Origin of the sequence: Pseudoalteromonas holothuriae, assembly GCF_945859825.1 — a bacterium.
In the GTDB taxonomy this organism is placed as follows: Bacteria; Pseudomonadota; Gammaproteobacteria; order Enterobacterales; family Alteromonadaceae; genus Pseudoalteromonas; species Pseudoalteromonas holothuriae.
Genome location: NZ_CAMAPC010000021.1, coordinates 1 through 26,242, shown reverse-complemented (window position 1 = coordinate 26,242; position 26,242 = coordinate 1). Strand labels below are relative to the sequence as shown.

Annotated in this window: 25 protein-coding genes and 2 tRNA genes; 19 read left to right on the top strand and 8 right to left on the bottom strand. The window is 40.1% G+C overall.

All coding sequences use genetic code 11. From position 1 onward, the window contains the following. Window positions 1–91 precede the first annotated feature (91 nt). The 3 genes from folM to folX are packed head-to-tail and all read left to right on the top strand — an operon-like array spanning window position 92 to window position 1,735. On the top strand, window positions 92–799 hold the full coding sequence (gene folM / locus OCI93_RS18360; protein WP_261626997.1) for a dihydromonapterin reductase: 708 nt from the start codon (window positions 92–94) through the stop codon (window positions 797–799). A 12-nt stretch (window positions 800–811) separates the two neighbouring features. After that, the gene (folE, locus tag OCI93_RS18355; protein ID WP_261595042.1) at window positions 812–1,366 is read left to right on the top strand and encodes a GTP cyclohydrolase I FolE; all 555 of its coding nucleotides are present in this window, start codon (window positions 812–814) and stop codon (window positions 1,364–1,366) included. A gap of 9 nt (window positions 1,367–1,375) precedes the next feature. Then, window positions 1,376–1,735 carry a dihydroneopterin triphosphate 2'-epimerase gene (gene folX / locus OCI93_RS18350; RefSeq protein WP_261595039.1) on the top strand — a complete coding sequence of 120 codons (360 nt, stop codon included), beginning with the start codon at window positions 1,376–1,378 and terminating at the stop codon, window positions 1,733–1,735. Window positions 1,736–1,739: 4 nt separating this feature from the next. Here the strand turns inward: folX and OCI93_RS18345 are convergent, their stop codons facing one another. Continuing rightward, window positions 1,740–2,177: a YqaA family protein gene (locus OCI93_RS18345; protein WP_261595037.1), complete on the bottom strand. Its 438-nt coding sequence runs from the start codon at window positions 2,175–2,177 to the stop codon at window positions 1,740–1,742. A 72-nt stretch (window positions 2,178–2,249) separates the two neighbouring features. On the opposite strand from OCI93_RS18345, the gene OCI93_RS18340 reads away from it, so the two are divergent. Next, on the top strand, window positions 2,250–2,753 hold the full coding sequence (locus OCI93_RS18340) for a TlpA family protein disulfide reductase (protein ID WP_261595036.1): 504 nt from the start codon (window positions 2,250–2,252) through the stop codon (window positions 2,751–2,753). A gap of 64 nt (window positions 2,754–2,817) precedes the next feature. Here the strand turns inward: OCI93_RS18340 and OCI93_RS18335 are convergent, their stop codons facing one another. After that, window positions 2,818–6,312 (bottom strand): S8 family serine peptidase, encoded by a 3,495-nt coding sequence (locus OCI93_RS18335; RefSeq protein ID WP_261626996.1) that lies wholly within the window; start codon window positions 6,310–6,312, stop codon window positions 2,818–2,820. A gap of 341 nt (window positions 6,313–6,653) precedes the next feature. Between OCI93_RS18335 and OCI93_RS18330 the strand changes: the two genes are divergently transcribed. Next, window positions 6,654–7,103 (top strand): c-type cytochrome, encoded by a 450-nt coding sequence (locus OCI93_RS18330; protein ID WP_261595031.1) that lies wholly within the window; start codon window positions 6,654–6,656, stop codon window positions 7,101–7,103. 52 nt (window positions 7,104–7,155) lie between these two features. Here the strand turns inward: OCI93_RS18330 and OCI93_RS18325 are convergent, their stop codons facing one another. Both OCI93_RS18325 and OCI93_RS18320 read right to left on the bottom strand, forming a co-directional pair. Further along, window positions 7,156–7,797: a cytochrome b/b6 domain-containing protein gene (locus tag OCI93_RS18325; RefSeq protein ID WP_261595030.1), complete on the bottom strand. Its 642-nt coding sequence runs from the start codon at window positions 7,795–7,797 to the stop codon at window positions 7,156–7,158. Between the two features lie 180 nt (window positions 7,798–7,977). Further along, window positions 7,978–9,132 carry an iron-containing alcohol dehydrogenase gene (locus OCI93_RS18320; protein ID WP_261626995.1) on the bottom strand — a complete coding sequence of 385 codons (1,155 nt, stop codon included), beginning with the start codon at window positions 9,130–9,132 and terminating at the stop codon, window positions 7,978–7,980. A 510-nt stretch (window positions 9,133–9,642) separates the two neighbouring features. Here OCI93_RS18320 and OCI93_RS18315 point away from each other — a divergent pair. Beyond that, window positions 9,643–10,518 (top strand): LysR family transcriptional regulator, encoded by an 876-nt coding sequence (locus OCI93_RS18315; RefSeq protein ID WP_261595026.1) that lies wholly within the window; start codon window positions 9,643–9,645, stop codon window positions 10,516–10,518. 38 nt (window positions 10,519–10,556) lie between these two features. After that, complete coding sequence (locus OCI93_RS18310; RefSeq protein WP_261595025.1) at window positions 10,557–11,042, top strand: glutathione peroxidase; 486 nt, start codon at window positions 10,557–10,559, stop codon at window positions 11,040–11,042. A 40-nt stretch (window positions 11,043–11,082) separates the two neighbouring features. On the opposite strand, the gene OCI93_RS18305 is transcribed toward OCI93_RS18310, so the two are convergent. Then, window positions 11,083–11,265 (bottom strand): PA3496 family putative envelope integrity protein, encoded by a 183-nt coding sequence (locus tag OCI93_RS18305; protein WP_261595024.1) that lies wholly within the window; start codon window positions 11,263–11,265, stop codon window positions 11,083–11,085. Window positions 11,266–11,578: 313 nt separating this feature from the next. Here OCI93_RS18305 and OCI93_RS18300 point away from each other — a divergent pair, with 313 nt between their 5' ends. After that, complete coding sequence (locus OCI93_RS18300) at window positions 11,579–12,376, top strand: YggN family protein (RefSeq protein ID WP_261595023.1); 798 nt, start codon at window positions 11,579–11,581, stop codon at window positions 12,374–12,376. A 33-nt stretch (window positions 12,377–12,409) separates the two neighbouring features. On the opposite strand, the gene OCI93_RS18295 is transcribed toward OCI93_RS18300, so the two are convergent. Beyond that, a complete protein-coding gene (locus tag OCI93_RS18295) occupies window positions 12,410–13,852 on the bottom strand; it encodes an aminotransferase-like domain-containing protein (RefSeq protein ID WP_410007649.1) in 1,443 nt (480 codons plus the stop codon). 133 nt (window positions 13,853–13,985) lie between these two features. Between OCI93_RS18295 and OCI93_RS18290 the strand changes: the two genes are divergently transcribed. Next, entirely contained in the window at window positions 13,986–14,897 is a 912-nt protein-coding gene (locus OCI93_RS18290) for a DMT family transporter (protein ID WP_261626994.1), read from the top strand. Between the two features lie 36 nt (window positions 14,898–14,933). Here the strand turns inward: OCI93_RS18290 and OCI93_RS18285 are convergent, their stop codons facing one another. After that, on the bottom strand, window positions 14,934–15,773 hold the full coding sequence (locus OCI93_RS18285; protein WP_261595020.1) for a diacylglycerol/lipid kinase family protein: 840 nt from the start codon (window positions 15,771–15,773) through the stop codon (window positions 14,934–14,936). Window positions 15,774–16,057: 284 nt separating this feature from the next. Between OCI93_RS18285 and OCI93_RS18280 the strand changes: the two genes are divergently transcribed. The 6 genes from OCI93_RS18280 (at window position 16,058) to OCI93_RS18255 (ending at window position 22,004) form a co-directional block, all read left to right on the top strand. Next, window positions 16,058–16,201: a hypothetical protein gene (locus OCI93_RS18280; RefSeq protein WP_261595011.1), complete on the top strand. Its 144-nt coding sequence runs from the start codon at window positions 16,058–16,060 to the stop codon at window positions 16,199–16,201. Between the two features lie 194 nt (window positions 16,202–16,395). Then, window positions 16,396–16,486: transfer RNA gene (locus tag OCI93_RS18275), tRNA-Ser, on the top strand. A gap of 19 nt (window positions 16,487–16,505) precedes the next feature. After that, a tRNA-Ser gene (locus tag OCI93_RS18270) sits at window positions 16,506–16,598 on the top strand. 238 nt (window positions 16,599–16,836) lie between these two features. Then, window positions 16,837–19,542, top strand: coding sequence for an ATP-binding protein (locus OCI93_RS18265; RefSeq protein WP_261595010.1), 2,706 nt, complete (start codon window positions 16,837–16,839; stop codon window positions 19,540–19,542). A 79-nt stretch (window positions 19,543–19,621) separates the two neighbouring features. Beyond that, on the top strand, window positions 19,622–20,896 hold the full coding sequence (locus OCI93_RS18260) for an alpha/beta hydrolase (RefSeq protein WP_261626993.1): 1,275 nt from the start codon (window positions 19,622–19,624) through the stop codon (window positions 20,894–20,896). Further along, a complete protein-coding gene (locus tag OCI93_RS18255; RefSeq protein WP_261626992.1) occupies window positions 20,883–22,004 on the top strand; it encodes a GNAT family N-acetyltransferase in 1,122 nt (373 codons plus the stop codon). The genes OCI93_RS18260 and OCI93_RS18255 overlap by 14 nt, the downstream gene beginning before the upstream one ends. On the opposite strand, the gene OCI93_RS18250 is transcribed toward OCI93_RS18255, so the two are convergent. Next, a complete protein-coding gene (locus tag OCI93_RS18250; protein ID WP_261626991.1) occupies window positions 21,984–22,571 on the bottom strand; it encodes a class I SAM-dependent methyltransferase in 588 nt (195 codons plus the stop codon). The genes OCI93_RS18255 and OCI93_RS18250 overlap by 21 nt on opposite strands. A 176-nt stretch (window positions 22,572–22,747) precedes the next feature. Between OCI93_RS18250 and OCI93_RS18245 the strand changes: the two genes are divergently transcribed. From OCI93_RS18245 to OCI93_RS18230, 4 genes are all read left to right on the top strand, one after another. After that, window positions 22,748–22,927 (top strand): hypothetical protein, encoded by a 180-nt coding sequence (locus OCI93_RS18245; RefSeq protein ID WP_261595002.1) that lies wholly within the window; start codon window positions 22,748–22,750, stop codon window positions 22,925–22,927. Window positions 22,928–23,153: 226 nt separating this feature from the next. After that, complete coding sequence (locus OCI93_RS18240) at window positions 23,154–24,533, top strand: class II fumarate hydratase (RefSeq protein WP_261626990.1); 1,380 nt, start codon at window positions 23,154–23,156, stop codon at window positions 24,531–24,533. An 83-nt stretch (window positions 24,534–24,616) separates the two neighbouring features. Further along, window positions 24,617–25,147 carry a hypothetical protein gene (locus OCI93_RS18235; protein WP_261595000.1) on the top strand — a complete coding sequence of 177 codons (531 nt, stop codon included), beginning with the start codon at window positions 24,617–24,619 and terminating at the stop codon, window positions 25,145–25,147. Window positions 25,148–25,156: 9 nt separating this feature from the next. Beyond that, on the top strand, window positions 25,157–25,543 hold the full coding sequence (locus tag OCI93_RS18230) for a hypothetical protein (protein WP_261594999.1): 387 nt from the start codon (window positions 25,157–25,159) through the stop codon (window positions 25,541–25,543). Window positions 25,544–26,242 lie beyond the last annotated feature (699 nt).

Sequence of the window (26,242 nt, the reverse complement as noted above, 5' to 3'; positions counted from 1 at the left end):
TCTTCATTGATATGATCGATAAACCATAACATGACGTAAAAATTACGTTATAGTTAACTTATTGATACTTTTCAGAGGATAAGCGTTTTTAATGACTGCACCAATATTGATCACTGGCGCTGGGCAGCGTATTGGATTGGCGATAGTACAGCACTTTGTTGCTAATAACCAACCTGTAGTTATGACCTTCCGTACCCGACACAGTGTAATAGATGAATTAGAGCAATTAGGTGTGCATTGCATGCAAATCGACTTTAATGAGCCAGATTCGGTTACCAGACTTCAGGCTAAATTACACACTCATTACTCGGCACTCAGAGCAGTTATACATAACGCCTCCAGTTGGGACTGTGAAGCAAACAACCCAAACTTTGATACTCTATTCGATAACATGATGCGAATTCATGCAAAAATACCTTATCAGCTGAACCTAGCACTTGCTAATTTGTTACAAGCTTCTAGTTCTACGTCAGATATTATTCATTTGACTGATTATGTAGTCGAAACTGGGAGCCCAAAACACATTGCATACGCAGCAAGTAAAGCGGCACTAGACAATTTAACCCGTTCCTTTGCAACTAAGTTTGCCCCCAAGATTAAAGTAAACGCCATTGCACCTAGCCTAATCATTTTTAATGAACACGATGATGAACAGTATAAAGCTAAAACGCTGAGCAAATCTTTAATGGGTATTGAACCTGGCTGTGAAGAGATCATTAACAGTATAGAGCTACTCCTTAGAAGCAATTACATTACAGGGCGTACTATCCCTGTTGATGGCGGACGTCACTTAAAGTAAACAGAGAATATTATGCACGACAACTTAAAAGATAGTTACAAACAAATCATTGCCGCAGTTGGGGAAGATGGAAGCCGAGAAGGCTTACTAGACACACCTAAACGTGCCGCAAAAGCCATGGAATACTTAACCAAAGGTTACCATGAAACACTTGAGAAAATTACCAATAATGCGGTATTTACTTCAGATGCAGACGACATGGTATTAATTCAAGATATTGAGCTGTACTCAATGTGTGAGCACCACTTACTACCATTTGTTGGTCGTTGTCATATTGCTTACATTCCGAATGGAAAAGTGCTCGGCTTATCTAAATTTGCTCGTATCGTTGATATGTATGCGCGTCGCTTTCAAATTCAAGAACAGTTAACACATCAAATTGCCAAAGCAGTCGAGCAAGTAACTGGCGCTAAAGGCGTAGGCGTGATTGTCGAAGCCAAGCATATGTGCATGATGATGCGTGGCGTAGAAAAACAAAACTCAAAAATGCGTACATCCGTTATGTTAGGTAATTTCAGAGAAGATCCTAAAACACGTAATGAGTTCATGCAATTGGTTAAGAACTAAGGATAGCCTATGCAAAATGCCATTATTAATATTACCAACCTGCGCTTGCGTACCTTTATTGGTTTTAATCCTGAAGAACGTGAAAAAAAACAAGATGTCGTGGTTAATATCGAAATCCACTATCCTGCGGATACTGCCTGTGTGAGTCATGATGAAATAGAGCATGCACTGAATTACAAAACAGTCACTAAGGCTGTGATAAAGCTTGTCGAAGATGGTCACTTTCTATTACTAGAAAAATTGGTCTCGGATATTCTAACTGAATGTCACAACCACTGTTCAGTGACTTACGCCAAAGTCAGAGTAGATAAACCACACGCATTACGCTTTGCTGATTCTGTGTCTCTGACGTTAGATTGGTCTCAATGAGCAGCTAAATTAGCTGCTCAACTTTCACTGCAACCGCTATCACCATGGCGTATCTCACGCCTTTTCCAATTGTTATTAATAGTAGAAATAAGCGTTTTTTCATTGCAAATACACCTGCAAATACCGTAAGTGGATCGCCGATAATCGGTAACCAGGCTAATAAGAGGCTATAACTACCATAACGTTTGTAATGCAACTGTGCCTTATTAATTTGCTCGATTGATACAGGAAACCAACGCCGATGTTTAAAGCGCATTAAATTCATGCCAAGCCAATAGTTAATACAACTCCCTAACACATTACCCATTGTTGCGACGAGCCAAAGCGATATCAAATTAACTTGATTTTCGAGCGCTAGGCTCGAGAGCAAAATCTCTGAAGAGCCTGGTAATAATGTTGCAGAACTCAATGCAGATATAAACAAGCTACTATACAGCCACATAATTTTTATAGCCCCTACATCAAAATGGGTTATTCTGTACGCCGATTTTGGCCATTTAAAAGGAAGATAACAATGATAAAAAAGATTAATCAGCTCATATTTGCATCAGCCATTTTACTACATGTTTCAGGTTGTTCATTGGTTCAAGCTAACACTCAACATCCGAAGGGCTATGAAACTTATATCACCCCTGGTGAGCAGTTTAAGCACAGTTCATTCTCAACCATAAATAATGATATTGTAGAGCTTGGCGATACACGTAAACTCATCATTCTATTTGCCACTTGGTGCAGCGACTCACAAAGAACACTAAAAGAGTTACAAGCCTCACCACTTATTAACGACCCAACCATACAGATTATTGCTATTGGTCGCAATGAGCAACGCGAAACCTTAGAGGAATTTAATCAAGAATATAATTTGCCATTTGCGCTAGTTGCAGACCCAAGCAGAGAAATATATAGCCAATATGCTAATGCTGGTATTCCAAGACTGATTTTATTAGATAAGAGCAATAATGTGGTCAAAACACTGATTGGCGAACAACCTAACATTATTGATGAGCTGAATTGGTAGTATTTAAATTTACAAACAAAAACGCCAGTCAAATGACTGGCGTTTTTAGTTTAAGTATTAAAGCTTACTTTTGCTTGCGACGACGTAGTGCTGCAAATGGAGCTGCAAGAAGCACTAACCATGCTAATGAACCTGAAGAGCTCTTTTTAGGCGCTGGTGTTACATCAACAACTGGCGGCTGTTCAGCATCTGTATCAACGAGATTAGTAATGTTAACCATTACTTCTGCTGGGCTTGAGGTATTACCCATCAAGTCAATGGCAGTAACAATTAATTTTGCTTCATTGTTACCCGCTTCAAAGTCAAGCAGTTCACCATTTGCTACAACAATTTCACCTGCAGCATTCACTGACAAGCCTGCATGTGTTGAAGATTGAAGGTAAAACTCAGCAATATCTAGTGAATTTTCAACCTCTTCCGCCGCAAGTGTAGCAATTACAGTACCTGTCTCTGTATTTTCCGCAACACTTACTTCAACACCATTAAGTACTGGTGCGTTAAATGGCATAGGGTTATTTAGCACCGCGTCTGTCATTGGCGCTACCACACCAGATAAGTCACCATCGGTTAACGCAAATGGTGCATCAGCGCTGACATACGCTTTTTCACCTGCTGCTAGTTTTGTCACAGCTTCACCTGAAGCAGTTACTAGCTTAGCACTTGACGTCGAGAACTTAGCTGAACCAGACAACTCATCATCGAAATCTCCGTACATAGCTAAGTCATAGCCAAAACCTACACGAGATTCAAAAGCAATATCCTGACCCAGATTGTCAGATGTCAAACCAATCATTTGTGAACAACCAGTAAAGGTCACGGTATTAGAACCACCTTCATGAACCATTGCTGTCACATAAGCTTCACCCCAGTTTGGAACACCATCTACTAAAGGCGCAATTGCTGTACGCGTACGACCAGGAATTGCCGCAGAACGACCTACATCACTATATTGAGCAAGCATGAAGTCATGTACACCATCACTGTCAATATCCAAACGCGTTTCGTAACCACCAACTTGACGCTGATGTGATTGACTATCACGTAAAACTAATGAAGAAGTAAACCATAGACCTGAGTCACAATTTTCGTTTTCATATACATTGAAAGTTGTAGCCACTAGGTTTGATGCTTTCTCTTCTTTTGACATCGCATCACGTTGTGCAACCAGTTGCTCAGTCATTGGCATGAACTCTTCAGCACCATTGTTTTCAACAGTTACCATTACCTTGCCATTTACTAACTCATAACCAAGCTTAATACCGTGCTCCGCTTTAGGTAGTACGTGATATACCAAGTGTAGATCATGATCACCCTCTGTAGATGGGTCATCGAATACCAATGCACCATCAAACTCAGCTAGCGTAAGAGCAGGGCTAAATGCAGCTAAATCATCCGCGTCTTGTGGGTTACCAAGTTTCCACTCTGGTAGCTTAGTAGAGTCAACAGCAAGTGTTACATCAAACTCAACAGTTTGACCAGCAGGTACAGTTACTGACTCAGGAATAGTCCAGCTAATTGCACCAGTTTCTGTGTCATTTGCATAGCGAGCTTCTGTGCGAAGGTTATATGTTTTCTCTTGAGCAGAGAAGTTTTTCAGTGTAACCGTTTTAGTGTACTCGGCTGTACCACTGACTTTAACTAAACCAAACGATAATGCTGCTTGGTTTGTGTCGTATTGTGCTTGATGAACCCAGGCTGCTACCGGTGAATTGACTGCTTTTTCAACATCTACTAAACCGGCACCAATCATACTAATAGGCGCTAATTCACTATCAGGGTTAACCGTCAATGCTTCATTTGTCACGTTTAGGTTAGCCGTGTTCATTAATGTCGCTTTAATTTCATAAGCATTACGTTCTGGTAATGCTTCTCTAACTAGCGCAACCGCTCCTGCTGTCATAGGACCTGAGAATGAAGTACCAGTCGCTCCAGCAACACCATCTTGAGTACCTGTTGCAGCCACCATGATATTGGTACCAGGAGCTGTGATTTCAGGCTTCAATAGACCATCCATTGAAGGGCCACGTGAGGAGAAGTCAGCAACCGCACCTGCAAGATTTTTCATTTCAACTGCAACACTATATGTCGCGGCACCAGAAGCTAGTTGCTCTTTTAATGCAGCGCCTGCCTCAAAGTTAATACCTACTGAGCGGATTGTTACATCATTAGAACCACCACCCATTGGAGCTGGTGAGCCATCATTGTTGTTGTTAGCAATTAAAACAAACACCGCACCTTTAGCTTGTGCATTAAGAACTTTACTTACAAATGAACATGCGCCACGGTCGATCAATACTGCTTTACCAGTAAAGTCTACATCGTCTGCAAATGCTTCACAGCCATTTTGATTTGCCTTAGGGTAAACAAGTGGTGCTGTATCACTGTTCATTTCAAAAGCACCTTGAGGACCGAAACTTGCACCTTGAATAACAGTATCAGTACCTGCAACGCTACCAGAAGCGATAGGCTCAGGAAGCGCTGGGTGCGTCATCGCACCGACAGATAGTGCATTCGGCGTAGTACTTGGCCCGCCAATACGGAAAGGATTATCGCCATCGTTACCCGCTGAGATAACCATGTTAACACCTAAGTCCACAGCACGTTGGATTAAGTATTGAGTGCCGCTAGCCGTAGAAGTATCACCGTACTCTCCACCAAGCGACATATTGATAACATCGACACGATCACTGATATCACCGTCACCGTTAGGGTCCATGGCTGCTTCTAATGCTGCTGCTTGAGCCGCACCTGGACAACCACCACCACATACTGAGTAAACATATAATTCAACATCAGGCGCGATACCTGTTACCGAGTGAGAAACTGACGTTCCATGACCTGTAGGGTCACCTTCTGCAGGACCGATTGAAGGATCATTTTCAATTGGATCCGCATCGTCGCGCATATAATCGTAACCGCCTTTCACTTGACCCTGAGGCCATGAAACACTTGTTGGGTCAATTTGCGCAGCTTCATACGCTTCAACTGTGCCTGCGCCATCAAAAATAGCATGGGTATAATCTATACCCGTATCTAATACAGCTACTTTTTGGCCCATACCTGTTGCTAGACCAGCAGTTCTAACTGGAGTCGCTTTTACATAATCTGAAGACTCTGCAATGTGCAACTCAGAATCAAACATTGGTAAAATCTTAGATACGCGCGGATCATTTTGTAATTTTGCAATTGTTTTTGCTGACGCTTCGATGATTAACGTAGGTGCCAACACTTTAGTACTACCAATTACTTTAGCATTAAGTTCTAAATTACTAAGTTCTAGGCTTACAGCGTTCTGAATACGTTCAATTTGTGCAATTGTAGCTCGTGCATCACCAGCTTGATATGTGCCCTGTGCAAATAAATCAGCTGAAGAGGTTGCTTTTAAAACAACCATATATGAAGTCGGTTTTTGCTTTTGAATGTTACTAACATCAATTTTGTCAGTTTTTATGCTTGCGTACTGGTTAACTAACTGCGCTGTTTGTGCAGAAACACTAGCTGATAGGATAACACCACCTACCGCAGCGGCAATCGCAGTCTTCTTAATCATATTAGACATTTTTTCCCCTAGGACTTATTGTTTATTATGTGTTGCTGTTATTTTTAAAGCGAACGGACATTTAATATAATGTAAATGTGTAGGTACAAGCAACACACCTGAGACACAAAATAAGAGCCTAATTCACAAAAAAACAATAAACAACCCTAAACCACTGTTTACTAAGCACAAAAAAATGTAAAGAAAAGTAAACGCCTATAAATAATGTCATAATTTCATGAATCAAGAAGCCTACTCTGGGTGAGATTGTAATTTTAGACGCCCCTATCTCATAGCACTTGCCTATGCAGGCTTTTTCCGTAACACTGAATTTTTAAAATAGCATTTAATGGAGTAAGTAAATGAAAAAGGTACTGATAATGGCGTTGGCCACTATAGGTTTTAGTACAAACATCGCCGCAAACAGTTTGTTTGAATCAAGTGAAGACGCAATAGAATACCGCAAAGCCGCATTTCAACTTATTCGTTATCAAATTGGTGATATGGGTGACATGTTAAAAGGAAAAATCCCCTTTGACGCAAAACGTTTTGAGCAACGCGCAAATAATGCAGCACAATTATCTACAATCCCTTGGGAAGCGTTCATTGCTGGCTCAGATAAAGGCAATACTGACGCATTGCCTGCAATATGGTCAGACAAGGCAACATTCGATAAAAAAGCGCAAGCTTTTTCTCAATATGCTCAAGAGCTTGCAGTAGCAGCACGTACCGCAGATAAGGCCGTGATTGGTCCAGCATTTAAAAACTGGGCAAAAGGCTGTAAAGACTGCCATAAATCTTTCAAAGATTGATACTATTTAAGTAAAGACCTAAACAATTATTGTATTTAGGTCTTTACTACATTTAGCCAAATAATGCCGTCAATGGCTGAATACCCCATGTGCTCAGTATGAGCACCGTCAGTCCAATAAAAATTAAATACGCCCATTTGCCCGAGCGCATAACTGGCGCATGAGTCGCATCTTGATCTTTGCCTGTAATAAGCGTTTTAGCTAAATTTTTGCCTTTCATTCGATAGACAGTGATTGCCACGATATGCAATGCAATAGCAATAAGCAGTATATCAAAGTTATCATGGTGAAACTCTGAAGCAAGCTCACTCCAAGAGTATGGTACGTAAGCAACTAATGGCCCTTCAATAAGAATATCATCTGTGCTCATTAAGCCAGTGAGTAATTGCACTATGATCAGCACAAAAAATACTAACACCATGTAACTGCCTGCAGGGTTATGTCCAACCGTTGATTCACTTTTACGTATTGCAGATAGTGCGGCCTTAGGCGAGTGTAATAATGCTGTCAACTTAGCCGTATCACTACCAATTACACCCCAAATAAGGCGCGTCAGCATCAAAGCTAATAACGTAAAACCCACAACAAAATGAACGTCCAACCAGCCCTCTTCTCCACTGATATATAGCGCTGCAATAGCAATTACTAGTAGCCAATGAAAGCCTCGAATAAACCCATCCCACACTTTTGTCATTTCTACCCTCTAAATCAATAACAGATGCCCCTACAATATCAAATGTTCATTTGAAAGACAGATAAAAGGCTATGATTGACCAAAATTATGTATTTAGTCGTATGGTTTTGATTGTGGCTTCGGATGTTTAAAATAGTAAGAAGGAGTTTACCCGTTTACGGCAAACCCCAATGAGGTATGTTAGACACTTTGTAAAAGGATACGATGACTTTTTTCAAGTGTCACAGCTTGGTGCTCTCCTAGCGCTGTCATGCCATGGCGCTCTAGCTGTGTAACAATTGCATCAGCAACTTCTTCACCTAATTGGTAATCTCGAAAACGGGTAGGCATTTGCACACTATGGAAGAACAACTCTGTTTTTTCAATCGCTTGCTCAATAGCTATTTCAGGTTTAGAAACATCTAATTTAAGTACCCGCTGCGCATACTGAAGTATCTTTTCTCGTTTAGCTTCTTTTTGCTCTGCCATCATACGTGGTAACACAATTGCTAATGTTTGCGCATGATCAAGGCCATATACAGCGGTTACCTCATGACCAATCATATGCGTCCCCCAATCTTGAGGTACTCCGGCGCCAATCAAGCCATTTAATGCCATTGTTGCAGACCACATCACATTTGCGCGCACTTCATAGGATGCATCATCTGCCAGTACTTTTGGCCCTTCTTCCATTAGTGTCAAAAGTAGCCCCTCTGCAAATCGATCTTGTACTTTGGCATCCACAGGGTAAGTAAGGTATTGCTCCATCGTATGTACGAATGCATCAACTACTCCATTTGTTAATTGACGCTTTGGAAGCGTAGTCATAACATTTGGATCAAGTACGGCAAATTTAGGCTGAACTAAAGGGGTTGCAAATGGCAGTTTATCATTCGTTTCTTTGTTAGATACAACACTAAAACTATTTGACTCTGAACCTGTTGCTGGCAACGTCAACACCACCCCCAGCGGTAGAGCAGAGTTAACCTCTGCGCCTTTGGCAAGAATATCCCAAGGCTCACCTTCAAAACATGCTGCTGCGGCAATAAATTTGCACCCATCAATGACTGAGCCGCCGCCTACAGCCAATATAAAGTCATAATTATCCCTCTTAACAAGCTCAACAGCCTGCATACAGGTTTGATAACTTGGGTTTGGCTCAATACCCGAGAACTCTCCCCATGAGTGGGCACTTAAGGCCTCACAGACTTGATCATAAACGCCATTTTTTTTAATGCTACCGCCACCGTATACCACCAGCACTTTTGCATCAGTAGGTATATTTGAACTTAAAGTTGATATTTGTTGCTCACCAAAATGTATTTGCGTTGAATTTGCAAAGCTGAAATTTAGCATACTGTGCTCCGTGGTTATTTATTTCAATTTAAAACTTATGTTTAATACCAATTACATTAGGGCGTGTTGATCTTTGAGATATAAATTTTTGCAAATCAAAGGCTTTCAATACTAGGAAAGAGCTATTTTGCATAGTAATCTAGGTAAATAGCCTATGACAACGCAAGTTCTGCCTTGAGAAAACACCCCAATGACTGCTGCAAAAACACATAGCAAAGATTAACATGCCCTAAATAAATGATCAGATATTGCGATAGATAAATGACTTAGTAACAAAGCAAAAACTCCGGTATATCGTTATTCTACATGAGTCATTTTTAACGTAGTAAATAAGTCATTAGCTCACTAAAATGATCAATACTTCAATTAAATTGGTAAACTCGTAATTATTTATGTCCAGTCTAGTCAAAGTTAGCCATAACAAACATATCTGAAATACAAATCACTTTTGCTACACAGCAAAAATAAAGTATTTATAATATTATTATTGTATGAAAAGCGGGTAAAGTGATGATGATTTGGCAAGGCCTCGAAGTATTCTTAGCAGTAGTAGAGCAAGGCAGCTTTAGCAAGGCAGCAGAAAAGCTTGAAGTGTCCACATCTTACGTAAGTCGGCAAGTGCTACAATTAGAGCAACGCCTTGGCACAGTGTTAATACAGCGCACAACTCGCACCCAAAACTTAACAGATGCTGGCCGCCAATACGCAGCCAAGCTGAAGGTTATACAGCAAGAGTTAATTGATGCGACCAATCAAGCACAAGGTGTACAAAATACGCCTAAAGGATTAATAAAAATAGCGGCGGCCGGTGATTTTGTTGCAAACCAAGTAGCGCCTCGTATAGCTGACTTTTTGAAGCTATACCCAGAAGTTACTGTTGATCTTGATTTTAACAACCGTAATGTGGATTTAGTAGAAGAAGGCTTTGACTTAGCCATACGTTTTGGCCAACTTCAAGACTCCAACTTAGTGGCTCGTAAACTGTGTACCCGCCCTATGACCTGGGTCGTCAGCAAAGATTATCAAAGTCAGCATGGAGATATTCACCACCCATACGAACTACACCAACATAATTGCTTGTCTGCAACCCACGGCCGCTGGCGATTTGTCATTTGCCAACAGCAAGAGGAAGTAAAAGTCTCCGGCAATTGGAGAAGTAACAACTCTTTTGCATTAATTAATGCTTGCTTAGCGGGGTTAGGCGTTGCGCATTTGGCTAAAGACATCGTGCAACCTTATGTTGAACAAGGGCAACTCACGTATATACTAGAACCTTTCCAAGTAAATGATGGGGCAACTTGGTTAGTTTACCCGCGAAAAGATCTCATGCCTTACCGCGTACGTTTACTTATTGAGTTTTTACTCAATGGCTTTGCAAAAAAGTAATACGTTCTTTTTAAAGCAACGTATTAAAGGAGACAATTATGTCACAGTTATATCAGCTTGCTGCTAACACTTTACAAGGTCAAGCGTTTGACTTTGAAGTACTTAGAGGCAAAGTAGTATTAATAGTAAATACTGCGAGTCAATGTGGTTTAACACCCCAGTATCAAGGGCTACAAGAATTACATGAACAATATAAGGATCAAGATTTAGTTATTATCGGCTTTCCATGTAACCAGTTTGGCGGACAAGAGCCTGGAGACGCTCAACAAATCCAACAAGGATGCTTAATTAACTACGGAGTTGACTTTACTATAATGGAAAAAATTGAGGTCAATGGCGAACACACTCATCCAATTTTCCACTTTCTCAAAAGTGCCTTACCAGGACTATTTGGCAATCGTGTTAAGTGGAACTTTACCAAGTTCTTGGTTGGTCGTGACGGTACACCATTGCAGCGCTTTGCGCCAACCACAAAACCAAGTAAACTAACTACTGCAATTGAAAATGCCCTTAAGCACACTTAAAATTACCGAATTAAAAAGGAGGCTGCTGCCTCCTTTTTAATTAGTCAAGATAATCAAAATCATCTTCACCTAAATTTTTGCGCAAACGTTTTTGCTCAAGATAATCATCAAGCTTTCTCTTCACCTTTCGCTTTTGCTTATCATGCTGATTACGACCGAGGTTCTCATACTCGTCATCTACAAAATCATCATCAAGCGCATCATAAGAAAATGTCTTACCCACAACCCACTCCAAATAAGTGTTAATATTAGTTACTTGGTGAAGCGCCAATCACTAGCATTAATTCTTCACCTAAATGATTATTTAGCTGGAAAATGCGAATCTGAAAAGTGAGAGTTTTTTATCGTTTTAATAAATAATTTTTATCATTGTTTTTATTTTGGTCAAAGAAGCTAAATAATGGTCAAAAACATAATGTAACTTCCGCATGCAACAACAGAGAAAATCCGTAAAGCACTAATATTTATATATTTATTTTTTTGGCATTAGTTTTGAATAGTTATATACATATCATTCATCAGCAAGGCTTTATCACATGAAAAAATTAATCTTGGCAGCAACAATTACATTCAGTTCCGCTTCTTTTGCACACTCGCAAATAGATGGCTCTCATTTCCAATTTAGCTCAGATGAATGTGCGGTGAACTTTAAAAATGATGTTCGCATCACACCTGATGAACTATTCATTACTAATAGTGAGAACAATCGTAAGTTACGCATCACTGACACTGGTTTAGTTTTTTTAGATAGCACGCCCATTTCATTAAGCCCCCAACAACAACAGGCAGTTGTGAACTATGCAGATGAACTCAGGGTAAAATTACCACAAGTGGCAAACATCGCACTTGATGGGATAAAAATAGCGGGTGTTGCTCTGGAAGAAGTCGCAGCAGCATTTGAGCTTAAAGAATTTAGTTCATTAAACACTTTGCTTGGCGAAATAGAAACTGAGGTGAATGAGACTTTTTATCAACAAGGTGCATTTGTTATGGGAGAGCAAACTTTTAATGAGTTTGGTCATAACTTTGAACAGCAATTTGAAACTCGTATTGAGTCTGCAGTAGAGGGCGCTATGATGGAATCAATTGGCAGTATTCTCATGGCTGTTGGCTCAAAAATGGTCAGCTCTGGCGGCGATATGGCAGCCTTTGAAGAACGCATGAAAAACATGGGCCAACAAATTGAAGACAAAGTGAAAATACAAGCTAAAAATATTGAGCAACAAGCAAATGCATTGTGCGGTCAGTTTGAAGTGATCGCTCAAACTGAAAATCAACTACAACAGCAGATCCCTCAGTTCGCTGATTATCAACTATTTACCTACAAAAACTAATTCTATCTCCCTGAAATAGTCGGCATCTGCCGACTATTTTTTTGCTTGCTCCACCAGCTTTCCAAGAGTCGCGATTGCTTGCTCTGTGTGTTCATTCCACTGCACACCATAGCTCAAGCGAATACAACTGCTAAACTTATTGCTGGCACTAAATAGCATACCTGGTGCTATGCTTATTCCTTGAGCTAAAGCCAATTGAAATAGTTTTGTACCATCGTATTGCGGCCCTAAATCAAGCCATAAAACACACCCACCTCTTGGTTCACTTACCCGTACAAATGGAGGGAAGTATCTGCGCAATGCCATAACCATATAATCTTTCGCCACTAATAAGCGCTTGCGCATTAGCTTCAAATGGCGGTCATATTCACCACCAGCCAAATAATCAGCTAACACCCACTGGTTCATTAACGATGATGAGCAACTCAAGGCTCTTTTTAAGCGCTTGGCTCGGCCTATTAGCTTTGGTGTAATCAACCACCCAATTCGGTAGCTCGGGGCGGCTGTTTTAGAAAATGATGAACAAGTGATTACATTACCGGTTTGAGAAAAGCACTGGGCGGGCTTTCCTCTATGTTCTGTAAAATGTAAATCGCCATACACATCATCTTCAATTAATGTCACTTGCTGGCTTTCTAACAGTCGTACTAATGTTGCTCGCTTTTGGTCACCCATAAATGAACCAAGCGGATTATTTATACTGGTTGAAAAGACGCACGCTTTTATATCATGCTTGCTCAAAACACGCTCTAAGTCCGCAAGCCATAAACCACCCTCAGGACACAAGGGGATCTCTACAACTTTAAGCCCCAAACTCTCAATTAGCTCCACAATTCCAAAATAACATGGTGACTCAATGGCCACAACATCCCCAACTGACGTCGTGCATTGCAAGGCGATTGCTAATGCCTCTTGCGCGCCATTGGTAATCACAATCTCTTCAGGGCTAACAACAAGGCCAATATCAAGATATCTTTTGACTATTTGCCGTTTCAACTCGGCCAAGCCATCCATTGCGCCATAGTTAACCATGCTTTGCCCTGCTTTATTCATAGCACTGCGCATGAGCTTGGCAAGCACCTTATCAGTGCTGGCCACTGCAACAGGATTTGCAATACCAAACGGTATAACATTCGGTTGATGAATCGCATGATATACCTGCTCAATTAAATACTGTTTATTAACTGCCATCGGTTGTGCCGATAAGCGTACACGCTTTGGCATAGCATGTGATAACTGTACAGCTTGTAAAAAGTATCCAGACTTTTCTCGAGCGGTGACTTTACCCTGCGCTTCTAGCGCTTGGTAAGCTTGCTTTACAGTTGGAATACTGACATCAAGTTTTTGAGCCATCATTCGCAAAGAGGGTAATTTTTCACCCGCTCGAATCACGCCTTGTTCAGCCATATCTGATACCAATTGTACTACCTGCTGGTATAAATATGCGTTTTGCTGTTTTGATATCACAACGCTCACTCCCCCTCCATCTGTATAGGTTGATTTTTTTATATTCTGTATATGGCATATACAAAATATAACTCTAAAATAGCAACTATTCCAACCTTAAAATAATTGTAAGTTTATACTTACAAACTCTACAGGCAAAACAATGAAAGACATATTACTTTATATAATAACGGTAATGATATGGGGTTCAACATGGTTAGCCATTGAATTTCAGCTTGGTGATGTGAATGAGGTTGTGTCGTTATACTTACGATTTGCACTTGCGGCAATTTGTATGTGGATTTATGTTTTAATTAAAAAGTTGCCAATGCGCTACAGCCTAAAAGAGCATGGTTTTTTTATTTTATTAGCAATCTGTAATTTTGGCGCAAATTACCTCTTTTTATACTGGGCGCAAAATAGCCTCAACTCAGCTATGGCCTCAATCGCATTTTCGCTGCTATTAGTATTCAATATCATCAATACTCGTTTGTTTTTTGGCAAACCAATCGCCAAACGCATCTACTTTGGTGCCGCACTGGGTTTAATGGGGATTGTTTCACTGTTTTGGCAAGATTTAGCCCACTTTGATTTAGAAAATGTAGTGATCAGCGGATTAATACTCGCCTTACTCGGTACTTTGATTGCCTCATTTGGCAATATGATCAGTGTCCGTAACTCTAATCGCCAGATAGGTGTATTACAGGGTAATGCGTGGGGCATGTTATACAGCGCATTACTGTTATTTATATATATTCAACTAACAGGGCTGTCAGTGTGGATTACTGCAAACTGGCAATACTGGGCTTCTTTGGTATATCTAGCTATTTTTGGCACTGTAATCGCTTTTGCCAGCTATTTTTCATTACTTAAACGGATAGGACCTGAGCGAGCGAGTTATATCATTGTACTATTTCCGTTAGTTGCTGTTATGTTGAGTACATATTTTGAAGGGTTCGTATGGCAAAATAATACTTTCATCGGGTTCTTATTGGTGCTGTTAGGTAATGCCATCGTGTTAACTCCTTTTGACAAGCTTCGAACCTGGCTAGTCCCTTCCCCAGTAAATAGCTAACCAGCGTCAAACTAAAATGCCACATTCGTGGCATTTTCATACTCTTAAAGAAATAGCACTATGGAGAATACTCACTTGTGCAGGCGTTTTTCCTATAATCTCTCCATCAGCTTCAATATCTAAGCCTGGTGTGATGATATCAAAACGTGTCAAATTACGGCTGTATACACTTGGCTGCTTTTTATGCCTTGCAAACAACATCGATAAGAAAACTTTAACTCTTTCCCAACGTGTTTTTGGTGAAAACTGTATGCATCTCAATAAACCATCATCAGGGCTCGCATTCGAAGAGCAACACACTCCCGCAGCAAAGTATTGCCCATTAGCAAACAATAACATCATCAAAGCTTGTGGTGTTTTATCAATCGCAGATTGCACGATTATACCCTCATAAGACAATAATGCGCTTAAACCAGCCCATAAATAACGAAAGCGATGCCTCGTCTCATTGCGCTCAATTTTTTTAACAACATAAGCACTATAACCCAGCCCCATCACGTTTATGAAGTAACGCTGATTTACCTGCCCTACATCAATTGACCTTGTTCTATCTAGAAATAGGCTCTGTCGCCACTGCTTTGTGGTGCGTTTAAACTGTCGAGTAAAGTCATTGCCTGTGCCTGCAGGCAAAATAGCAAGCTGACAATCTAAACCTACAATGGCATTCACAGCTATGTTAATTGTACCATCACCCCCGATCGCCACAAGCAAGTCATGCCGACACATCAAAGTTCGCAGCTTTTCGACATCCAGTTCATAATGACCGCTTGTGTAAAACCAATCACATGATATTTTTTTACATGCTATTTGCGTTTTTAACCACGCAATATGTGCCGACGTGCTTTTTGCACGACTAGGCTTGACCACCACCAGCATAGAAACCCTTTAAAAATAAAATTAATTAACCTGAATAACTATTCAACAAAAAACAAAGAGACCAAGAAAAAAACCATCAACACACTGAAAAATAATAACAAAAAATAAATTACAACTTTAAATAAGTGAATAAAACCACATTAAGCATGTAAAAAACCATCTCGCAAATTAAAAATACATTAGATAATCTTATCCGAAAGAGACAAAAAATATCGTTTTATTTTTATCCAATTAGCGCGCAAAATAGCCTTGTTTTCAGTCAACATTATAAAGCAGGAGTCAACATGCTTAATTCAGCTGCTGCGTGCAGCAACACGCAAGTCAACACCACACATACCGTACCAGCAAAAAAATCTTTTGACTGGATGTCGTTTTTAAACCGACTTGGTAAATTGCTCGCGTTAAGTCATGTAACGCTTTATAAGTAAAACCTTACTAAAAGTGCTGCACCTCCCAACCTGCAGCGCTTTGCCTTTTTAATTCAATGGCCCCTTCCAACTGTTTAAATTTACTTCACTTTTAGCCCTTAACTAATAAATTCAATGATTTTAGTTTAAATTTTAGCCGATCAGTAGAAAAACAGTTTACAGCAGCAATTTCGCTAAGTATTATCTTGGCCCATGGAGAGATGGCTGAGTGGTCGAAAGCACCGGTCTTGAAAACCGGCAAGGGTTTATAGCCCTTCTAGGGTTCAAATCCCTATCTCTCCGCCATATTTTACAGTTTTGCGCCGGAGAGGTGGCCGAGTGGCTGAAGGCGCTCCCCTGCTAAGGGAGTATAGGGTTTGTAGCCCTATCGAGGGTTCGAATCCCTCCTTCTCCGCCATTTCTTTTGAGAAACCGCTCTTATGAGCGGTTTTTTTATAGCTATTTTTTCGCCCATCACTAAAATATAGCCACCAACTCTTTACTTCTTAATTCAAATAATTCACATTAGATCATCGACTTAAATATAAGTTAAAAAAGCTCTTTGCCCATGCTAGAAACAATACACTCACATTTCGTATACAATCTAGACTATGATAATTGCTTGCAACCACATAGATTAACTGAGTAAGTGGATTATGAATTTTAAGCAAAAATGGCAATCTCAGCTCTGTTACTTATTGCTCGCATCGAGTTACTTTATATTTGGCAAATTACTAACCGTATTTGCTTTTCAAGATCAAGTTTTACCCATTTGGCTACCAGCAGGTGCCGCATTGGTCGGCGTGTTTATTTGGGGTTGGCGCTTTGTGCCCGGCTTAGCGCTAGCATCAGCAGCATTTAATTGGACTACCGCTCATGGCTGGAGTGTAGTTGCTCTGTCTTTACCAAATGCCATTGAAGTATGCGTGATTGCTTTTGGCGCCGTTTTACAAGCGCTAGTAGGAGGATACTTACTACGAGCATGGCTTGGCCACCCGTTACACCTACAAAGCCGTTTACATATTGGTTATTTTATTGGCTTAATTGGTATTGCGATTAACTTGATATCTGCCAATGTTGGGGTATTTGCATTAAGTTTTTACCACCCTGAATATAGTTTTGCTAACCACTGGAACAATATGCTTGCTTGGTGGCTTGGTGACTCTTTGGGTGTATTGATAGCAACACCAGTTCTGCTTATAGCGTTACAACCTTGGCTTACGAAAACTAAAAAATTACACAATGTAGCCAGCACCTTTGCTGCGTGCTCGGTGCTTTGCTTGTCGGTTGCACTAACAACATTTTTATATAACCAAAATAACCTTAAAAGCGCTCACATCAACGCTCAGCGTGAAGTACAAATTATTGAAAATATAATTTACCGCTATGTAAATCAAAGTATGTTAGCAATACAAGCTCTAGCGCATCAACTGCAAGCTCGAGAACAGTTTTCGAGACTAGAGTTTGAACAAATCGCAAAGTCACTCAAAACTCAGTACACCTTTTTACGCGCATTGTCGTGGAATGAGCGCATTGATCTGAGTCAACGGGCTCAATTGAACAAGCAACTTGCAGAACTCTATGGAGACGATATTGATATTAAAGGAGAGCCTCTTATTCAATCCGATCCATTAGTCGTAGTTAAATATATTACACCACTGAATGGCAATTTAGGAGCATTAGGCTTTAATGTTTTCTCTAAAAACAATCGTAAGCAAGCAATTATTAAAGCGGATAAAACCACCGAGCCACAAGCCAGTGATATTATTTACTTAGTACAAGATAGCCGTCCTTCACCTGCATATTTGCTATTTTCACCAGTCTTTAAACCTAGTTCTTCCTCAGACAAATATGAAATAAAAGGCTATGCCACAGCCGTTGTGCAAGTTGAGACCCTGCTTGGCGAGGCACTTAGACAAGCTCAAGCACAGTTATTCAATATTGCCTTTTATGATATTAGTAACAATGATGTGTTTTATAAAAATTTTAGCTCAGATCAACTCATAGATGAGCACAATAAAAAAATCATCACTTTATTTTTTGCAGGGAAAAAATGGCGTATGGAACTTTCCGCCAAAGACGAGTACACCTCACGCCAGAACCACAAACTAACGCTCATGCTACTAATATTACAGCTCAGTATTACCGCTTTAATTGTTTATATATTGCTACTGTTTAATTACCAACATCACGCCTTAAATGCGCTTGTTGAACAACGTACCCGCTCACTCGCTCAAGCAAAGTCGCAATCGGATCGCGCCAATCAGGCTAAAAGCCGTTTTCTAGCCAACATGAGCCACGAAATACGCACACCACTGAATGCTGTTATTGGTTTTGCTTCATTGGCCAGTGCTACGCAAAATAGCTGGGAGCTTCGCGACTACATAGAGAAAATAGGTTCAGCTTCAAAGACACTACTCAATTTAGTCAATGATATTCTTGATATTGCTAAAATTGAATCAAACCATTTGCAAATAGACGCTCATCCATTTGACCTACAAGCACTATTTTCGCGAATAGACACGATGTTTTCATCTAATGCCCAGCAAAAAGGTATTGCATGGCAAATCATCCACAACTTGCCCGGCCCAACTTGGGTCATCGGTGATGAAATGCGCCTAGAGCAGGTGTTGATCAATTTATGCAGTAATGCGATTAAATTTACTCAACGAGGCAGTGTGATGCTTGACGTTGAAGTTGAATATGGCACAAAGCAAGTGGCCTTGATTATTCATGTGACAGACACAGGTATCGGAATAGAGGCAGATAAACAGCTTGCTATATTCAACGCCTTTAGCCAAGCTGACAATTCAACATCACGTAAATATGGCGGTACAGGATTGGGCTTAGCCATTGCAAAAGAGCTCTCAGAGCTTATGCAAGGGACTCTTAGTCTCAAAAGCCAAGTTGGCCAAGGAAGTACATTCACTTTAACCATTAAACTGTTAAATTCAAGTGCTCAAAGTACACAGTTAGAACACGTTGATACGTCGAAAATACATTGCCTGCAAGTCTTAGTGGCTGAAGATAACCCAGTGAACCAATTAGTGATCAAAGCGATGTTATCATCATTTGATATTCAACATACCGTTGTCGCCAATGGTCAAGAAGCCATCGAAGCTGTTAAACATCACCACTTCGATATTATTCTAATGGATTGCCAAATGCCGATTATGGATGGATACCAAGCCACAGCTGCAATACGTCAGTTTAAAAATGCTGACGAACTCCCTATTATTGCGCTCACTGCAGATGTGATGCCTGAAGATAAAGCCCATGCTTTAGCCATTGGTTTTAATAGACACCTTGCAAAACCATTAGAGCGGGATAAGCTAGCAATATGTTTAGCCAATTACTGTTAACTCGATGAAAGTATTATTTGTTCTGCTTTTAATATGCTGGTGTGCCAGCGCTAGCATTCTGACCTCGTCAGATAAGGTTATGACACAAACTTGTTTAGATGTGGTACAAAATTGGCAACAAATACCACACACACAACAACAAGGGTTATATCGTTTCGCGCACGAGCAAGACCCAATCATCATACCTAACAACGCCGATGTTCCATTTCGCGATTACCTAGCGCAAACCAAGTCGCTCATAGCAAATCGTAATATCCGAGCACGGCAGCCTTGCCCTATCCTCACACCAGTGGCTAAAGAACTTGGGTATAATGCCGAACAGCTCACCGTTTCTGACCTTATTGCACCGTTTGAGCTAAAACAAAATAACCAAAAACGTGCCATTTTACTTATTCACGGCCTAACAGATTCACCTTTTACTTTCCATTACTTAGCTAAGGACTTATTTCAACAAGGATATAGCGTACGTACACTGCTGCTACCAGGTCATGCAACGGCACCCAGTGATTTACAGTATGTCACACTAAAAGATTGGCAAGACACCGTTGAATACGCCATCACACGAACGGCAAAAGACTTTGAACAATTCGCTATACTTGGCTATTCCACAGGCGCTGCTTTAGCCATTGCACACGTTGCACAACACGCACCAAGCAACTTAAAAGGGCTTGCGTTAATCTCTCCTGCCAGTGAACCTCACAATAAACACGGCTGGTTAGCAAAATGGATCGCCAAAATACCGTTCTTCAATTGGGTTGATAAGGATGCCGACTTAGACTTTGCCAAATATGAATCATTTCCATGGCAAGCGGCAGCTTTAGCTAATGACGCTATGGCTGAACTAAAGTTGCACTCACTACCTGCACATTTGCCACTATTTTCTGCTTTTAGTGAGGTAGATACTACGATTGATAGCATAGCTAACTTAGCAATGCTAAGTCGCTTTAACTCTGTCAGCAAACAGCCTCAAACACATATACTGTACTATTATGGCAACGCCAACAATGCAACAGCCAAATTACCAAAAGACTATACGTTGATCACACCACAGTGCACACATCACACATGTGACAAAGTCATAGACATGTCACATATTGGTATCTTGCAACCAGCTTCGCATCCTTATTATGGATGGCAAGGTTTATATCGTAGCTGCAGCGGATATTTATCTGACATTCCAAAGTATTTAGCATGCAAACAACACCCGGCACCTTTGCTTGGCGAGCGCACTGAACAAAACACCCGCCATACGGCTCCCTTGCAGAGACTAACATTTAACCCTGCTTATGATGACTTTACACGCCAACTTAGCACTTTTTTAAATAGCACAATGTCAAACTATGTTCAGCCATAAATTTATCTCATCTATCAACGCTATTTCTTTGCAAACTTGGCAAGAGCTTGCAGGAGATAACTTATTTTGTAGTTACCCATGGATGCATACACTGGAAGAAAGTGGCTGTGTAAATAGTGAAACCGGATGGCAGCCCCAGCATTTACTGATTTATACTGAGAAAGTTCTCGTAGCAATTTTACCCGGGTATCTTAAAAGCCACTCGTATGGTGAATATGTTTTTGATTGGGCTTGGGCTGACGCATACCAGCGATACGGGCTGGACTATTATCCTAAATGGCTCTGTGGAGTGCCTTTTTCACCTATTACGGGCAACCGCATACTATGTAAAGCGCTTACTGAACCGTTAGCTGAGTATATTTTTCAAACGCTCAAGCATAGCTGTAATATCAATAATTGGTCTGGCGCACATATCAACTTTTTTACAGAACACCTCCCCGCTAATGATGACTTTCTCTCGCGCCAAGGGGTGCAATTTCATTGGCATAACAATAGCTATCTAAACTTTAACGACTTTTTAAATACACTCACCTCAAGACGGCGCAAAATGATAAAGAAAGAACGTCAACAAGCGCAAAGTAATGCACTAACAATAAAATGGTTAACCGCTGATGAAATTGATACCGATACACTAGTCAGTTTCTACCAATGCTATCAAGCAACCTACCTCAAACGTTCAGGTCACCAAGGATATCTTAATCTAGCATTTTTTCAGCAGCTACTTTTAGCACTACCAAAAGCGGTTCACCTTTGTTGTGCATTCAATGCCCAACAATTGGTCGCAGCCAGTCTTTATTTATGCGATAAACACACCTTGTATGGCCGTTACTGGGGAGCTTTAGAGGATTACCAATCACTACATTTTGAACTTTGCTATTATCAAGGAATTGAACATGCAATTGAGTTTGAAATAGAAAAGTTTGATGCAGGGGCACAGGGTGAACATAAACTAATGAGAGGTTTTAAGCCTGTCACAACTCACTCTATTCATCATATTTCAAACTCAATGTTCCGCGATGCCATTGCAGATTTTTTGCAACGCGAACATATGCACATAAAGCAATACAAAGCACAATGCTTATCTGTATTACCGTTTAAACAACAATAAACGATTATTTGCGGGCATTGTAAAGTCTTCAAGTAAGCGGAGTCCTACATGTTGTGCCAGTGAGCAAATCCACTCAAAATCTCTAATACCGCTTTGTGGGTCATTCATTTTTAAATGCGCATCAAAGTGTGCATTACTATCACTCGTAAATTCACCCTCATAATTAAATGGCCCATAAATACACAAAAGCCCCTCTACAGCTAAGTGTTTTGCCACCCCTTTAAAGAACATTTTAACTAATTCTACACTCACTATATGCATGGTATTTGCAGTATAAATTACTGGTACTTGCTCTATGGGCCAACCCTCGTTCAAGTCAAGTGGCAATGGTGCTATTACATTATTCACTTGGCTATCATCCAACCACTTTTGAATACCTGCATGATTTTGAGCTCTGTCGCTCGTTTGCCATATTAAATGCGACAACTGCTGCGCAAAGTAAACGGCATGCTGTCCAGTGCCTGACCCAACTTCTAACACATGGTCATAATCCAGTAGATAAGGCTTTAACCTCGACAGTATAGGGGCCTTATTATTTTCGCATGCTTGAGAAAAGGGTTTACTCACATTAAATTCCTTGCACTTATTTTGCTCATTATTGCCCAATATTGACGCAACTCATTAAAAACATACCGAGAAAGAGCTACACAAAAATATTAGTTCATTGTTTTTGTGTAGCTTTTTTATGATGGCATGACATCTGCTATATTTATAGTGACATATAGCCACACGAGGACCTAATAATGTTTATTTCTACCATCACTCACATGCCTATTCGTGAAAGTGGTCTTATTGAAGCCCATGATGATAACTTATTCGTACAAAGCGATGATTACCGTAAAGAAGTACAAGATATTCTCACTCCTAATGAGCAAGAAGATGCGCCGAAGACGGCACAAGTTTTTGTCCTTGGTTACAACTAATCAAGTGTGTACTTTTCACTAAGTTTTTATCCTACTTAGTGGCTAACTATGTAATGCGTTATCATTACATAGTTAGCGAAAATTAAATTACTTACCAATTAAACACACCTTTTTTTCATCATAAAAAAGCGCCTGTCAACTCAAAAATTAGCGACGTAATTCATTAATACCCCAATACAACTGTGCTACCTTAGCATGCACTTTGAGAAAATAACTAGGAGCAATAATGTCACAAACACGTCTAGAAAAAGACAGTATGGGCACACTTGAAGTACCTAAAGATGCGTTATACAAAGCACAAACACAACGTGCAATAAACAACTTCCCCATAAGTAACCTTACACTGCCAACTTCATTTATTCATGCACTGGCATATATCAAGCAGGCAGCAGCGCAAACAAACAGCAGCTTAGGTCATTTACCTGCTGATAAAGCAGACGCAATCATAAAAGCCTCACATCTGATTATTGATGGAAATCATCTAGATCAATTTCCTGTAGACGTTTTTCAAACAGGATCTGGTACTAGTACCAATATGAATACCAATGAAGTAATTGCCTCATTAGCAAGCCAAATAAGTAACTTAACAATACATGCTAATGATGATGTCAATATGGGGCAAAGCTCCAATGACGTTATACCAACAGCAATACACGCCAGTTGCGCAATGCAAATCACTTATCAACTACTTCCTGCGCTTAAGCATTTATCTCAATCAATTAGTGATAAAAGTGACGCTGTAGGTAAGCATGTAAAAACGGGGAGAACACATTTGATGGATGCAATGCCTATAACATTTTCTCAAACTCTTGGTAGTTGGCAGGCTCAAATAGACCATGCATATCATAATATTCAATTACAGTTAAAAAGCGTATGCAAGCTTGCTCAAGGGGGAACAGCTGTAGGTACAGGCATTAATGCCGACCCTAATTTTGCTAAACTTTTTAGCAAAGAGTTAAGTAATAGTGTGGGAATTGAATTTAGCCCGTCAAGCAACTTCTTTTTTAGTATTGGCAGTCAAGACAGTATAGTTAACTTATCAGGCACATTAAAAACACTCGCAGTCGCAATTATGAAAATAGCGAATGACTTAAGGTGGATGAACTCAGGCCCCTTAGCTGGTCTTGGTGAAATAGAACTGCAAGCATTACAACCAGGATCGTCCATCATGCCTGGTAAAGTTAACCCCGTTGTTCCAGAAGCTGCAGCTATGGTGAGTGCACAAGTTATCGGCAATGACGCAACAATTACCATCGCAGGTCAATCGGGTAACTTTGAACTCAACGTGATGCTACCTATCATTGCATATAATATATTACAAAGCATTGAAATCCTCTCTAATATTAGCCACTTACTTGCTGATAAAGCCATTTCCAATTTCAAAATTAATGAGCAAAATCTCAAAAAAGCATTAGCCAAAAACCCTATTTTGGTCACTGCACTAAACCCAATTATTGGTTATGAAGAGGCGGCGAAAATTGCTAAACTTGCGTATCAACAAGGCAGGCCAATTATAGAGGTTGCAAAGGAGCACACACAATTAAGTGAAGAAGAATTAAAAACTTTGTTAGACCCAGAAAAGCTCACTCGAGGCGGCCTGTCATAATATGACTGTTTTTAAGTTATGTAGGTTAACACTTGTAACATGTATAGTTAACGGGCAAAATAATCGAAAAGAAAGGAGTAAATATGTTCAAATTAACACACACACTACTACTATCAATGTCCATACTTTTGATAAGCTGTAACCAAGTTACTAACGGTAGTGAAGAAAGTCCCAAAAACAACAGTAAAACAGACTCTCATCAAACTACGGTTATCAATAAACAAGAAAACAAAAAGCAGAGTAACCCGGTTGCCCCAGCAGAAAAGCTACCTAAATCAATTATCAGTGAAGTATCACAGCTGGACATTCAGAAATTGCACGACCAGCTGAAAACACTTACCCAAGATTTAAGCTGTGATAACAGTACACAGTGTCAAGTGGAAGCAGTTGGCAGTCGCGCATGTGGTGGACCAAGCAGCTACTTGGTATATTCAAGCAAGTCAGCAGCGACAGAAACGGTTAAGCAAGTGACAACTAAAATCACACAATACGAAAGCACTTATAATGCCAAGAACAATATGGTTAGTATTTGCCAGCATTTAACACGCCCAGCAGCACAGTGCGTTGCAAGTAAATGTGTTAAATTAGAAAATTCGTCTCAAGAAACGTTCTAAAGAGCAACCATGACCCAGCAACTGCGCCTTATATCTATCATTTTATGCGGATTATTACTTAATGGCTGTCAAACAACATGGACACCACAGCAAAGTACACTCGCAACATCTCATGCTGAGACTCTAAATAGTCTTATTGCTAATAAACAGTGTGATGCCAGCTATCAATGCAAAGTACTAGCGCTGGGTGAGCGACCTGCTTGTGAAGGCCCTAGCCAATACGTAATTTACTCAACGAAACATAGTGATAAGCAAGCATTGGACGATATAGCTACAAAAATAACAACCCAAGAACGCCTTAATAACAAAAAACCATCTGCGCAAAAAATGTGCAAACCAGTCATTCCTGTTACACCTCTATGTATAAAGCAGCAGTGCCAAACCTATAGACCATAGCCTATTTAGTTAAAAACCATTGCCCTATTACCGAAATAACTACAACCGATAGGGCACACCCCCCCGCATACCATATATACTGGATCTCTATACGTCTCTTTACTAAATAAAAATATAAAAAGCGCAGAAAATAACTCGCTGACGTACCGAATAAAGAGAATATTACCAATAAATAGATTAAGTAAAACGACACAAGAACCCTTATTTTATTTACCTGCCCCAATAGTAACGATAAATACTCAATATTGCACATAATGGTAACTAACGACATGACCAAAACCACTTTTTTGTATGCAAGTTAGTTATAAAAAATTCACGAATGCGTTAAGCATACTTCTAAGTGTAAAAGGTTAAGACACGAGCAAAGAGAATATAGTGCAAATGTCTAATGACAAAACGCGCAGCGTTTATATTCCATTTGCGCAAGGTGCATATAGTGCAAATGTCTAATGACAAAGCGCGCAGCGCTTACATTCCATTTGCGCAAGGTGCAATGAGTTATTTTAACAATCGCAGAGGGACTTATCGTGCAAAGGGTTAACGATGGCGAACACAGTGAGTGCGTTTCCTTTGCGCAAGGTGCGCATTCTCATGACTTTGATCACCGATTCTCATCAGCTTTGATCACTTGATTTATCATTTTGTAGAGCCGTTTTTAAATTAGCTTAACTGATCATCATCAGTCAATTTATTTAACTG